Origin of the sequence: Pseudomonas sp. Xaverov 259 (assembly GCF_019352915.1) — a bacterium.
GTDB lineage: Bacteria > Pseudomonadota > Gammaproteobacteria > Pseudomonadales > Pseudomonadaceae > Aquipseudomonas.
The window spans coordinates 35,497-47,946 of sequence record NZ_JAAAFV010000072.1; the positions used below are offsets into that span (position 1 = coordinate 35,497).

Below are 12,450 nucleotides of genomic sequence, written 5' to 3' on the forward strand. Positions count from 1 at the left end.
GGCAAGCCTGCTCGCCACAGGGGGCATGGGGGTGCCTTCAAACATTGTCAGCCAGCTCCCACAGAAAATCTTTGGTATGTCAGGGATTGAGGCGGCAGCCTTGGCGATCACCCAGCCACCGCGCCGTGTGCGTGCGCCCTAAGCCGCTTGCCGTGACTTCACTGCGTTCCGGCGAGTCGGTGAACGCACTGATCGGCACGTACTGCTTCACATACTCCAGGCAATACTCCGCCGGGTTGTTCTCCACATACCGGCACGAGCAGTACTCCTTGGCCGTGTACGCCGCGATGATGTCGGGGAAGGCTTGCAGGTTGACGCGCTCGTGCCACACCCAGCCCAACAGGGCGAGCAACAGCAGCAAAAACACACTGATAAACGGATGACGGCGGATCATGGTTGCACCGCCGCCAGCACGCGTTTGAGCAGTTCGTTGTGGCGGTAAGTGCCGTCACGGTCATCGCCGTAGCGCACGATCACCAGGTGTTCGTCGGGCAGCACGTACAGCGCCTGGCCCCAGTGGCCGAGGGCGGCGAAGGTGTCGGCAGGCGCATCGGGCCAGGGTCTTGGGGCGCCTTGTACTTCGAGGTTGAGCCACCATTGCCCGCCGGGGACGGCTTCGTCCTGGCCAGCCTGGTATTTTTCGAACGGCTGGCGGTTGAAGGCCACCCACTCTTTCGGCAGTAGTTGCTGTTCCCCCCAACGACCGTCGCGCGCCATCAGCAGGCCGACTCGCGCTAAATCGCGGGCAGTGAGGTAGGCGTAGGAGGAGGCGACGAAGGTTTCGTCGGCGTCGGTTTCCCACGTGGCGTTGTGAATGCCCAGCGGCTTGAACAGCGCGTCCCACGGGTAGCTCATATAGGCCTTGTGGCCGAGCATGCCTTTGAGAGCGGCGGACAGAATATTGCTGTCGCCACTGGAATAACGAAAGGCCTGACCCGGTGCGGCGGCGGCCTCGGTGCCTGCGGCGAACTCGGCCATGTCGCTGCGGCCACGGGTGTAGAGCATCGCCACCACGGAGGATTTGAGTGGGGCGTACTCGTAGTCTTCCTGCCAGTCCAGGCCCGAGGCCCAGTGCAGCAGGTCGGCCATGCTCACTTTGGGGTGCTGCTTCATCGGTGGATAAAAACGCGCGGCCGGGTCAGTGAGTTTGAAGCGGTTTTCGCCGTAGGCCACGCCGAGCACGGTGGCCATCAGGCTTTTGCTCACCGACCAGGTCAGGTGTGGGGTGCTGGCGGTGGTGGGCACGCCGTAGCGCTCGTAAACGATCACGCCATCGCGGATCACCAGCAGTGCATCGGTGCGGATGCCTTCGCGGGTGGCGTTGTCACGGGGTGGGAAAGCGTAGGCATTCAGCGCGTCGACAGCGGGGCCTTCGAGCGGCGCGCCCTTGGCCCATTCCTTGTCCGGCCAGGTTTCGGCGTGGGCGGCAGCGGTGACTAACAGCAGGGCAACGCACAACAGGCCTCGGACCATGGACGCAAACTCAAGGGGGCTTTCAAGCCCGCGAGCCTAGCCCAGGCGCATGACAGATTTGCGACAGGAAGGCCTGTCATCCAAGCGTCACCATAACTTCATGGAGCTGACACCGAGCCTACATAGCCTGAGTTTGGACAAACAAGTCGACCGGCCGGTACGTGGCCGGCACTCGGAGATTCGCCATGACTCAGATCGCCCGCATCAGCGACACCGGCAATGAACGCCGTCTGCAAGCCGAACGCCTGGTTGGCGCCAAGGCTTTGCAGGAAGCCCAGGCCCTGCGTTTCAACGTGTTCAGCGGCGAGTTCAACGCCAAGCTGAAAGGTGCGGAACAGGGTTTGGACATGGATGACTATGATGTTCACTGCAGCCACATCGGCGTGCGGGATTTGAACAGCGGTCGACTGGTGGCCACCACCCGTTTGCTCGACCACCAGGCCGCCAGCACCTTGGGCCGGTTCTACAGCGAAGAAGAATTCAGCCTGCATGGCTTGCTGCACTTGCAAGGCCCGATCCTGGAGATCGGCCGCACCTGCGTCGACCCGGCCTACCGCAACGGCGGCACCATCGCGGTGTTGTGGGGCGAGTTGGCCGAAGTGCTCAACCAGGGCGGTTACAGCTACTTGATGGGGTGCGCGAGCATCCCGATGCACGACGGCGGCATCCAGGCCCACGCGATCATGCAGCGCTTGCGCGAACGCTACCTGTGCAACGAGCACCTGCGCGCCGAACCGAAAAAACCACTGCCGGCGCTGGACCTGCCGTCCAACGTCATCGCGGAAATGCCGCCGTTGCTCAAGGCCTATATGCGCTTGGGCGCGAAGATCTGCGGCGAGCCGTGCTGGGATGAAGATTTCCAGGTGGCCGACGTGTTCATCCTGCTCAAGCGCGATGAGTTGTGCCCGCGTTACGCCCGCCACTTCAAGGCGGCCATGTGATGAGCCGCCTGCGCATTTACGGGCGCATTGCCCGCGTGCTGCTGGTGGTGGCGCTGGGGTTGAGCATGGCCAGTGTGTTTGGTGTGTTCGAACGCATGGGCGTCGCTAACTCGATGGTGCGGCGCCAACGTTGGTCGCGGTTCTTTATGGCGCGGCTGACCAACGCCCTGCCCTTTCGCGTGACGGTACACGGTGAACTGCCGACGCAGCCGATGCTGTGGGTGAGCAATCACGTGTCCTGGACCGACATTCCGCTGCTCGGCGCAGTGGCGCCGATGTCGTTTTTGTCCAAAGCCGAAGTGCGCACCTGGCCGGTGGCTGGCTGGTTGGCAGCCAAGGCTGGCAGCTTGTTTATCCGCCGCGGCTCGGGCGACAGCCAGTTGATCCGCAAGCAGATGACCCGGCATTTGGAGCAGCAGCACCCGCTGCTGATGTTCCCCGAAGGCACCACCACCGACGGGCGCAGCCTGCGCACGTTCCACGGGCGCTTGCTGGCCAGTGCGATTGATGCGGATGTGTCGCTGCAACCGGTGGCGATTCGTTACCTGCGTGGTGGGCAAGTGGACGCGTTGGCGCCGTTTATTGGCGATGATGATTTGCTCTCGCACCTGATGCGTTTGTTTAGTAATGATCAGGGTGATGTGGAGATTCATGTGCTCAAGCCGATTGCCTGTGCCGGGCAGGAACGTGCGGCGCTGGCGTATCAGGCGCAGCAGGCGGTGCAGAAGGCGCTGTTTGGGCCGGTGCCGGAAGTTGAGCAGGTGGCGGCTCGGCCGGCGTTTGCGGCCTGAGATGAGCTGAACACAGATTCAAATGTGGGAGCTGGCTTGCCTGCGATAGCAGTCTGTCAGTTGAAAGAGATGTGGCTGACCCACCGCTATCGCAGGCAAGCCAGCTCCCACATTTAGATCTCAGTTAGAGCTCAGTCATCAGTTGGGCTTGGGCAAACTGCTGCAACTCGGGATAGAACAACCGGAAGTCTTCACTCAACGGCTCATACAACTCCCGCAACTCCTGCATCGCATGCCCCAGCTCCTGTGGCTGGGTGAGCCGCCGCGAAATCCCGCGCAACACCTGCTCCATCACCGCAAACTCGCGGTAGGAACCTAACCAATCATCCGCCGCCATATACGGTGCAATCTGTGCCAACCGCCCCGGCAACAGCGGCTCGGCCGCCAGCACCCGGTACACCTGCGCGGTGAAGCGCTCCAGCGGCTCGTCGGCGTACAACGCCCAATCCCGCGCCAGGCAATGGTCGAAAAACACATCGAGGACTATTCCGGCGTAGCGCTTGCGGGTCAGGCTGAAGCGTGACAACGCCTCACTCACCAACGGGTGGCTGTCGGTAAAGCGATCGATCGAGCGATGCAACTGAATCGCCGACTCGATTTGCGGGCTGTACTGGCCTTGCAGACGGCCTTTTACAAAGTCGCCATACAGGCTGCCGAGCAATTGAGCAGGAAGTTGGCCGCCCAGGTGCAGATGTGCGAGATAATTCATGCCGCGCAGTCTACCACTGCCGATCACGTATCGTTATAACCCGATATACCGAAATAGCCTGACCTCAGATCAAAATCATATTGGTATATCGGGATAGACCGATTTAAAGTTCGCCTCATCGCGATATAACGCTGTACGAAACCGAGCAACCGCCATGTCCATCGACCTCGACGAAATAATAAAAGCCCTGGCACACCCAGTACGACGAGACATCCTCACCTGGCTGAAAGACCCGAAGGTGCAGTTCCCCGAGCAAGTGCACAACCACGAATACGGCATCTGTGCCGGGCAGATCGACCAGCGCTGCGGCCTGTCGCAGTCGACCGTGTCGGCGCACCTGGCCACCTTGCAACGCGCCGGGTTGATCAGCAGCCAGAAGGCCGGGCAGTGGCACTTTTTCAAACGCAACGAGGAAACCATCCAGGCCTTCCTCGCGGCGCTCATCACCGAACTCAGCGCTGACGAAAACGCAGCGCTGTAACAAGGAAACGCAAATGCCCCTCTCGCTACTCATACTGGCCCTCAGCGCCTTCGCCATCGGCACCACCGAGTTCGTCATCATGGGCTTGCTGCCCGATGTGGCGGCGGACTTGGGCGTGTCGATCCCCGGCGCCGGCTGGCTGGTCACCGGCTACGCCCTGGGCGTGGCCATCGGCGCACCGTTCATGGCACTGGCCACCGCCAAGCTGCCACGCAAGGCCGCGCTGGTAGCGTTGATGGGCATCTTTATTATCGGCAACCTGCTCTGCGCCCTGGCCAGTGACTACAACGTGCTGATGTTTGCCCGTGTGGTCACCGCGCTGTGCCACGGTGCGTTCTTCGGGATCGGTTCGGTGGTGGCGGCCAACCTGGTACCGGCCAACAAACGCGCTTCGGCCGTGGCCTTGATGTTCACCGGTTTGACCCTGGCCAACGTACTCGGCGTGCCGCTGGGCACCGCGCTGGGCCAAGCCACTGGCTGGCGCTCGACGTTCTTTGCCGTCACGGTGATCGGCGTGATCGCGCTGATCGGCCTGATCCGCTTTCTGCCCGCCAAGCGTGACGAAGAAAAACTCGACATGCGCGCCGAACTCAAAGCCCTCAAAGGCGCAGGTATCTGGTTGTCGCTGACCATGACGGCATTGTTCTCCGCGTCCATGTTCACCCTCTTTACTTACGTCGCACCGCTGCTCGGCGATGTCACCGGGGTGTCGCCCAAAGGCGTGACCTGGACCCTGCTGCTGATCGGCCTGGGTCTTACCGTTGGCAACATCATCGGCGGCAAGCTGGCGGATAAACGCCTGGCCGCCACCCTGATCGGCGTGTTCATCAGCATGGCGGTGGTTTCCACGGTGCTGACCTGGACCAGCGTCGCGGTGATCCCGACGGAAATCACCCTGTTCCTGTGGGCCACCGCCTCGTTCGCCGCCGTACCGGCGCTGCAGATCAACGTGGTGACCTTTGGCAAGGCCGCACCGAACCTGGTGTCCACCCTGAACATCGGCGCCTTCAACATCGGCAACGCCCTCGGCGCCTGGGTCGGCGGCAGCGTGATTGCCCACGGTTTCGGCTTGACCAGCGTGCCTTTGGCAGCGGCGGCCCTGGCGATCCTGGCCTTGCTGGTGACCCTGATTACTTTCCGTCAGAGCGGCGATGCCGACCTGGCGCCTGCGACCAACTGATCAATCCACTTAAAGAGAAGGGTGTTTTCCCATGACGACTATTTTCGATCCGATCAAACTGGGCGACCTGCAATTGTCCAACCGCATCATCATGGCGCCGCTGACCCGCTGCCGCGCCGATGAAGGCCGCGTACCCAATGCGCTGATGGCCGAGTACTACGTGCAACGCGCTTCCGCCGGGCTGATCTTAAGCGAAGCCACCTCCGTGACGCCGCTGGGTGTGGGCTACCCGGACACACCGGGTATCTGGTCCAACGACCAGGTGCGCGGCTGGGCCAATGTCACCAAGGCCATCCACGGTGCAGGCGGCAAGATCTTCCTGCAGCTGTGGCACGTGGGCCGTATCTCCCATGAGTCGTACCTGAACGGCGAAACTCCGGTGGCACCGAGCGCCATCCAGCCTAAAGGCCACGTCAGCCTGGTTCGCCCGCTGGCCGACTACCCGACGCCTCGCGCCCTGGAAACCGCTGAAATCGCCGATATCGTCGACGCTTACCGCGTAGGCGCCGAAAACGCCAAGGCCGCAGGCTTTGACGGCGTGGAAATCCACGGCGCCAACGGTTACCTGCTCGACCAATTCCTGCAAAGCAGCACCAACCAGCGCACCGACAACTACGGTGGTTCCCTGGAAAACCGTGCTCGCCTGCTACTGGAAGTGACCGACGCCGCCATCGAAGTCTGGGGCGCCGGCCGTGTGGGTGTGCACCTGGCACCGCGCGCCGACTCCCATGACATGGGCGACGATAACCTGGCAGAAACCTTCACCTACGTCGCCAGCGAGCTGGGCAAGCGTGGCATCGCCTTTATCTGCTCCCGCGAAAAAGAAGCCGGCGACAGCCTCGGCCCACAACTGAAGAAAGCCTTCGGTGGCCCGTACATCGCCAACGAACGCTTCACCAAAGACAGCGCCAACGCCTGGCTGGCTGCCGGTAAGGCAGACGCGGTGGCCTTCGGCGTACCGTTCATTGCCAACCCGGACCTGCCGGCACGCCTGAAGGCCGATGCGCCGTTGAACGAAGCGCACCCGGAAACCTTCTACGCTAAAGGCCCGGTGGGTTACATCGACTACCCGACGCTGGCGATCTGATCTGACTCGCTGACTGAAAGGGCCAAGGCTTTATCGCTTCGGCCCTTTCAATAGCCTTCCACTACACGGTTGCACCCCCTTCCCCGCCTCAAAAGCCCGCCGCAAGCGACATTCTCCACGTCTCTGTATAGCCAGCCCACACGGGTTGCGCGCATTTCTATCCGCACGTTCAAACATCCTCCCGACACACACACGGAGATCTCTTATCTACACCTCGCGCCCGATTACGCAGGCTTACATCTGTCTGTTATCGAGTTAAGGATGGTCGAGGATGTTGATTAGAAAGAAGCGCCATTGCGCCAAGCCAGCGAAGGTTCCTTCGCCAGGATCGGCTTTGGGTTTGGCCCTGTTGGGATGCCTGTCACTGGCGTCGTTCAAGGCTCAGGCGTATGTGGAACAAGGGCGTCTGCATGACGCTGCCAGTTGGCGCAGCGAAGAGTTCAAGCTTGACTGGGGGTTGGCTGCAGTCGGGGCGGACTATGCCTATGCACGGGGGTTGAGTGGCAATGGCATGCGTGTCGGCCTCTTCGATTCCGGGGTTAATTTGAATCACCTCGAGTTCGCCGGCAAGACGCCTCAAAGCATTCACGTCAGCGCACCTGGGTGTAGCGGCGAGACCGTGCTGAGCGCGGACGCAGGGTGTTTTTTCAGCGAGGGTGACAAACCGCAGATCAACTACCAACACCTCTCGGCGCAAGACCTGCAAAGCCTTGCTGAACTGCTCGCCGACAGAGAGATCGAGCCTGAAGTAAAAGCGATACTTCAGGAGATACTCGACGATCAAGGGCCTCACTATTCTCCTCACGGCACTCATATCGCGGGCACGCTCCTGGCAAACCGCGATGGCTTGGGCATGCACGGGATAGCCTACGGTGCAGACCTGAGCACGATGAGGCGTGCCAGCCATACCTTCAGCCCTTCTGAAGAAGAGAGCGACACGCTCTCGATCAGCCCCCCCGCCGCGGTGTTTGCGGGCGTCTACGCACAAATGCACGGGCAGAACGTGCGCGTCATCAACCACAGTTGGGGCGTCAAACTTGAATTGATCCCGCTTGAACAGTTTGATAAGGCCATCGCGGACTATTACTTGACCGATGCACTGGGCCAGGGCACACGTAATTTCGGTCTGCTGCAAGTCTGGGCGGCCGGGAATACCGACACTGAGCTCCTCTCACCGCAAGAGGCACCGATTGCGGCAATAGATGCCTCGCTGCCTCGCTTGAAGCCGGAGCTTGAGCCCTACTGGCTGAGCGTAGTCAATCTGGACCATGATTTGCGCCTGAGCAATCGCTCCTATCGGTGCGGGCTGAGCCGGAACTGGTGCCTCGCCGCTCCCGGCATGGACATCACCGCCCCCATTGTCGGTGGCGAAATCGACGCAGATTTGAACGTTGACAATGAGGGTAAGGTGATCGGCTTTCGTGTCACCGCCGAACGTCCAACCTTTGGCTACGACACCTTTTCCGGCACCTCCATGGCCGCCCCGCACGTCACCGGCGGCCTGGCTCTGTTGATGGAACGCTTCCCCTATCTGGACAACCCACAGATCCGCGATGTACTGCTGACCACCGCCACCGACCTGGGTGCGCCCGGTGTGGATGACGTTTACGGCTGGGGCCTGATGAACCTGCAAAAAGCCATCGACGGGCCTGGCCAGTTGCGGGTCGATACCACCCTCAACATGGACCGTTACGCAGGCGGTGAAAAAGTCTGGCAGGGCGATGCCTGGGACGATTGGCGCAACGACATCAGCGGCCCGGGGCGCCTGGGCAAGGCTGGCGCGGGCTGGCTGCGTCTGAGCGGTGATAACAGCTTCGCCGGGGCTACGCTCACCCAAGGCATTCTGGAGCTGGACGGCCTCAATCGCTTGAGCAGTGACGTCAAGGTAGAGGGTGGCGCGTTTGTCCTCAACGGCACCTTGCAAAACACCGACCTCAACGTCCACGGCGGAATTGCCCGGATCAACGGCAGCCAAGTCGATGCCAGCACCTTTGTCGGCGAAAAAGGCACACTAACCGGCGCTGGCGTACTGGCCACCACTCGCGTTGAAGGCAGGCTCATACCGGGCAACCAGCGTCAGGCCTTGACCATTAATGGCGACTACCAGCACACCGCCGGTGCGACCCTGGTCGCCCTCGCCCAGGCCAGGCCTGAGCAATGGGCGCTGCGGGTTACAGGGGCCGCCCAACTCGACGGAGGTACCTTGCGCATTGTGCGCCAGGAAGGCGCTTTCACCTTGGGCCAGCGCTACAACATCTTGCACGCCAACAACGGATTGAGCGGTGGGTTCAGCGCCATTGACCACGGCGCGCATTCGCCCTTCCTGAACCTCAAACAGCGGCGTGACGCCAACGCCTTGTACGTCAATGTGGAACGCGGACGTTCCCTGGCATCCGCCGCCAGCACGCCTAACCAGCGTGCCGTCGCCGAGGCCGTTGACCGCGAGACGATGTCCGGGGCCTTACCGCAGCGCCTGACTGCACTGTTCCCTGAGCAAGCGCCGCCAGCCCTGGATCAACTCAGCGGCGAACTGCACGCCAGCAGCCAGGCGGTACTGATCGACAATAGCCGTGTGCTGCGTGACGCGGCCTTGGGCCGGGCACGCAGCACATCTACCCTTGGCAGCCGAGACTCCGCACAGCCACGTTTGAGCGCCTGGGTACAACTGCCTCATCAACCCGGAGCGTCAGGCGGCGACGGCAACACGGCGCGCACCACGCACATCACGACCGGCCTGTTGACCGGCGTTGATCATGAATTCGAGCAAGGCACGCGGATGGGCGTGGTGCTGGGCAGTGGGCGCACCGACGTCAACGCCGGTGCAAGCGGCAAAGCCAGCATTGACACCTATCAGGTCGGCGTGCACCTGGGGCATAGCTGGGAGGCATTGGGCCTGTATGGCGGAGCGGCTTACGGCCAGCATCTGATCCAGACCAGTCGCAGGGTCAATTTCCCCGGCCTCGATGAGCGCCTGTCGGCTGACTACAGTGCCCGCACCCTGCAAGTGTTCAGCGAGGCCAATTATCGCTTGGACCAGGGCGCATGGGTTTGGCAACCCTATGTGCAACTGGCCCAAGTGCGCCAGCGCAGCGACGCTTTCAAGGAGCGCGGTGGTGTTAGCGCACTGAAAGGCAAACGCGCAAAAGAGACAGTCAACCTGACCACCAGTGGCATGCGTTTCAATGTTGACCTGGGCAAAGCGCTTATAGGCCCGTCCTGGCTAAGCCTGCGCGGTGACGTGGCTTACACCTTGGCCAGCGGCGACTTGCAACCTGGCACCGAGGCTGCCTGGGGCGGTGGTTCACCGATGCACGTGAGCGGGGCGCCGATCAATCGCCGTTCCGTACAACTGGAACTGGGCGCCACGGCCAACTTGACCCGCGACAGCTCGCTGGACCTTGGCGTGCGCCAGCAACGGGGCGAACGCTTTCGTAATCACACCATCACGGCGCAGTATTCATTCCGGTTTTAAACATCAATACCGTGCGGTAGAGGCTGCAGAATAGCAACATGCTGAAACGAGAAAGCCCCGATTCACAGGAACCGGGGCTTTTTCATGGGTACTGGGAAACACTCCTTCACAGCCTTGCAACAATATCGCTACAAAATACTTAGGCGGCTACCTATCAACCGCCCGCCAGCCCGTATATAAAGTCACCCCACAAATCCTGCGAAGGGACGATTGACTGTCTCTGGACTTTACTGTTGACACAACTGGATGCAATTACGCATTTTGTCTTAATTGCGTAGGCTAGGGCTCAAGCGCAGCATGTCCAGCCCGACATCTACCCAGCGTTCAGCGTCCTGGTGCAATTGGAAGCTGTCGGGGACCAATAACCACTGGCCAATCAAGCCGTGGATGTAGGCATGAATGCACACCGCGCCCCGCGTGGTGTCGAGGTTTTCCGGAAGTTGCCCGCGATGGACCGCGTTGCGCAGTGTCAGGCCGATGCGCAGGTTGCATTCAAGGCTGTGGGTCTGGCGTTGGCGCCGCATGTCGCACATTTCATCGGTGAACTCGCACTTATGAAACAGGATTTCGTTGATGCGCCGGGTTTTCGGGTCCAGGGCCACTTGATGATAGAGATGGATCAACAGCTTGCGCATACAGCCCAGCGGGTCGACTTCATCCTCGCTTTCACTGGCCCTGGCCAATTCGTCCAGGGGTTCGTGCAGCGTGTCGAGCAGTGCCTGGAGCAAATCGGACTTGTTACTGAAATGCCAATAGATCGCCCCGCGCGTCACCCCGGCCAGTGCGGCGATGTCCGCCAGCGTGGTGCGCGCCACACCGCGTTGATAAAAGGCTTGCTCGGCGGCGTCGAGAATCTGGCTGCGCGTTTCCTGAGCTTCCTCTTTGGTGCGACGAACCATGGCAGTAAAACCTCAATCAGAACACTGTGGATGGTGCTTGAGCATCATCTGAATAATTGTGGGACGACGTCGTCTTGGGCGCCGAACGTACTAAAATCGAGGCTTTGGCGGATGCTTTGTCAACATTCCACGAAGCCTGTCAAGAGTTTACAAACAACCGTGAACGTAAGTATATTGCGTAGCAAGCTACTTATCCACTCATGGCTTGCTTTTTACCCTTCCACACTTCTTGTGCGCATTTTGCGCGCCTGACCCGAGGATCTTCATGCAACTTAAGCCAGCTGTTACCGCTCTGGTCACTGCCGTCGCCCTGGCATCGCTGCTCAGCGGATGTAAAAAGGAAGAAGCGGCTCCGCCCGCTCAAACCCCTCAGGTCGGCGTGGTCACTATTCAACCGCAAGCCTTTACCCTGACATCCGAGCTGCCAGGCCGCACTACCGCCTACCGCATCGCGGAAGTTCGTCCCCAGGTGAACGGCATCATTCTCAAGCGCCTGTTCAAGGAAGGCGGCGACGTGAAGGAAGGGCAACAGCTCTACCAGATCGACCCGTCGGTGTATGACGCCACCCTCAAAAGCGCACAAGCGAAACTGACCCAGACCAAGTCCATCACCGACCGCTACAAGCAACTTGTCGATGAGCAGGCCGTCAGCCGTCAGGAATACGACACCGCCGTGGCCAACCGCATGACGTCTGAAGCCGACGTGCAAACCGCCCAGATCAACGTGCGCTACACCAAAGTGTTCGCGCCGATCTCCGGGCGTATTGGTCGTTCTTCGGTCACCGAAGGCGCGCTGGTCAGCAATGGCCAGACCGACGCCATGGCCGTGATCCAGCAACTGGACCCGATCTACGTCGACGTTACCCAGTCTTCGGCAGAAATGCTGAAACTGCGCCGTGACCTGGAAAGCGGCCAGTTGGAAAAGGCCGGCGACAACGCCGCCAAGGTCAAGCTGACCCTGGAAGACGGCAGCGCCTACGCCCAGGACGGCAAGCTGGAGTTCTCCGAAGTGTCGGTTGACCAGACCACGGGGTCCGTAACCCTGCGCGCCGTATTCCCGAACCCTGACCACACCCTGCTGCCGGGCATGTTCGTGCACGCCCAGCTGCAAGCCGGTGTGAACAGCAAGGCTATCCTGGCACCTCAGCAAGGCGTGACCCGTGACCTCAAGGGCATCCCGACAGCGCTGATCGTGAACAAGGACAACAAGGTCGAGCAGCGTCAACTGGTTGCCAACCGCACCGCCGGCGCCTACTGGCTGGTGGAAAAAGGTCTGGACGCCGGTGACCGCGTGATCACCGAAGGCCTGCAATTCATCAAGCCGGGCATCGAAGTCAAGGTTAAAGACGCTGACAACGCCAAACCCGCCGGCACTGCCGCAGCGCCTGCTGCCGATGCTGGTAAAGGGGAGTAATCC

11 protein-coding genes are annotated in these 12,450 nt (G+C 61.0%); 7 read left to right on the forward strand and 4 right to left on the reverse strand.

Going from position 1 to position 12,450, the window contains the following annotated elements; all coding sequences use genetic code 11:
- Positions 1 to 79: 79 nt before the first annotated feature.
- Positions 80 to 394 (reverse strand): amidase, encoded by a 315-nt coding sequence (locus K0H48_RS28870; RefSeq protein WP_219337671.1) that lies wholly within the window; start codon positions 392 to 394, stop codon positions 80 to 82.
- A complete protein-coding gene (locus K0H48_RS28875; protein WP_219337672.1) occupies positions 391 to 1,473 on the reverse strand; it encodes a serine hydrolase in 1,083 nt (360 codons plus the stop codon). The genes K0H48_RS28870 and K0H48_RS28875 overlap by 4 nt, the downstream gene beginning before the upstream one ends.
- 185 nt (positions 1,474 to 1,658) lie before the next feature.
- Between K0H48_RS28875 and olsB the strand changes: the two genes are divergently transcribed.
- Positions 1,659 to 2,414, forward strand: coding sequence for an L-ornithine N(alpha)-acyltransferase (olsB, locus tag K0H48_RS28880; RefSeq protein WP_017137255.1), 756 nt, complete (start codon positions 1,659 to 1,661; stop codon positions 2,412 to 2,414).
- Positions 2,414 to 3,205: a lysophospholipid acyltransferase family protein gene (locus K0H48_RS28885; RefSeq protein WP_219337673.1), complete on the forward strand. Its 792-nt coding sequence runs from the start codon at positions 2,414 to 2,416 to the stop codon at positions 3,203 to 3,205. Before olsB ends, K0H48_RS28885 begins: the two co-directional genes overlap by 1 nt.
- Before the next feature lie 124 nt (positions 3,206 to 3,329).
- On the opposite strand, the gene K0H48_RS28890 is transcribed toward K0H48_RS28885, so the two are convergent.
- Positions 3,330 to 3,914, reverse strand: a complete 585-nt coding sequence (locus K0H48_RS28890; RefSeq protein ID WP_219337674.1) for an ACP phosphodiesterase — start codon at positions 3,912 to 3,914, stop codon at positions 3,330 to 3,332.
- A 154-nt stretch (positions 3,915 to 4,068) separates the two neighbouring features.
- On the opposite strand from K0H48_RS28890, the gene K0H48_RS28895 reads away from it, so the two are divergent.
- The 4 genes from K0H48_RS28895 to K0H48_RS28910 all read left to right on the forward strand — a co-directional run bounded on the left by K0H48_RS28895 (position 4,069) and on the right by K0H48_RS28910 (position 10,134).
- Entirely contained in the window at positions 4,069 to 4,395 is a 327-nt protein-coding gene (locus K0H48_RS28895) for a helix-turn-helix transcriptional regulator (protein ID WP_099485801.1), read from the forward strand.
- Positions 4,396 to 4,408: 13 nt separating this feature from the next.
- Complete coding sequence (locus K0H48_RS28900) at positions 4,409 to 5,575, forward strand: MFS transporter (RefSeq protein WP_219337675.1); 1,167 nt, start codon at positions 4,409 to 4,411, stop codon at positions 5,573 to 5,575.
- Positions 5,576 to 5,606: 31 nt separating this feature from the next.
- Positions 5,607 to 6,662: an alkene reductase gene (locus tag K0H48_RS28905; RefSeq protein ID WP_219337676.1), complete on the forward strand. Its 1,056-nt coding sequence runs from the start codon at positions 5,607 to 5,609 to the stop codon at positions 6,660 to 6,662.
- A gap of 334 nt (positions 6,663 to 6,996) precedes the next feature.
- Positions 6,997 to 10,134, forward strand: a complete 3,138-nt coding sequence (locus tag K0H48_RS28910) for an autotransporter domain-containing protein (RefSeq protein WP_219337677.1) — start codon at positions 6,997 to 6,999, stop codon at positions 10,132 to 10,134.
- A gap of 266 nt (positions 10,135 to 10,400) precedes the next feature.
- Here the strand turns inward: K0H48_RS28910 and K0H48_RS28915 are convergent, their stop codons facing one another.
- Positions 10,401 to 11,033, reverse strand: coding sequence for a TetR family transcriptional regulator (locus tag K0H48_RS28915; RefSeq protein ID WP_219337678.1), 633 nt, complete (start codon positions 11,031 to 11,033; stop codon positions 10,401 to 10,403).
- A gap of 265 nt (positions 11,034 to 11,298) precedes the next feature.
- Between K0H48_RS28915 and K0H48_RS28920 the strand changes: the two genes are divergently transcribed.
- Positions 11,299 to 12,447 carry an efflux RND transporter periplasmic adaptor subunit gene (locus K0H48_RS28920; protein ID WP_219337679.1) on the forward strand — a complete coding sequence of 383 codons (1,149 nt, stop codon included), beginning with the start codon at positions 11,299 to 11,301 and terminating at the stop codon, positions 12,445 to 12,447.
- Positions 12,448 to 12,450: the final 3 nt, after the last annotated feature.

Excerpts from the sequence above, each read along its gene's own strand:
- K0H48_RS28870 (WP_219337671.1), bottom strand. The coding sequence starts at position 394 with ATGATCCGCCGTCATCCGTTTATCAGTGTGTTTTTGCTGCTGTTGCTC.
- K0H48_RS28875 (WP_219337672.1), bottom strand. The coding sequence starts at position 1,473 with ATGGTCCGAGGCCTGTTGTGCGTTGCCCTGCTGTTAGTCACCGCTGCC.
- olsB (WP_017137255.1), top strand. The coding sequence starts at position 1,659 with ATGACTCAGATCGCCCGCATCAGCGACACCGGCAATGAACGCCGTCTG.
- K0H48_RS28885 (WP_219337673.1), top strand. The coding sequence starts at position 2,414 with ATGAGCCGCCTGCGCATTTACGGGCGCATTGCCCGCGTGCTGCTGGTG.
- K0H48_RS28890 (WP_219337674.1), bottom strand. The coding sequence starts at position 3,914 with ATGAATTATCTCGCACATCTGCACCTGGGCGGCCAACTTCCTGCTCAA.
- K0H48_RS28895 (WP_099485801.1), top strand. The coding sequence starts at position 4,069 with ATGTCCATCGACCTCGACGAAATAATAAAAGCCCTGGCACACCCAGTA.
- K0H48_RS28900 (WP_219337675.1), top strand. The coding sequence starts at position 4,409 with ATGCCCCTCTCGCTACTCATACTGGCCCTCAGCGCCTTCGCCATCGGC.
- K0H48_RS28905 (WP_219337676.1), top strand. The coding sequence starts at position 5,607 with ATGACGACTATTTTCGATCCGATCAAACTGGGCGACCTGCAATTGTCC.
- K0H48_RS28915 (WP_219337678.1), bottom strand. The coding sequence starts at position 11,033 with ATGGTTCGTCGCACCAAAGAGGAAGCTCAGGAAACGCGCAGCCAGATT.
- K0H48_RS28920 (WP_219337679.1), top strand. The coding sequence starts at position 11,299 with ATGCAACTTAAGCCAGCTGTTACCGCTCTGGTCACTGCCGTCGCCCTG.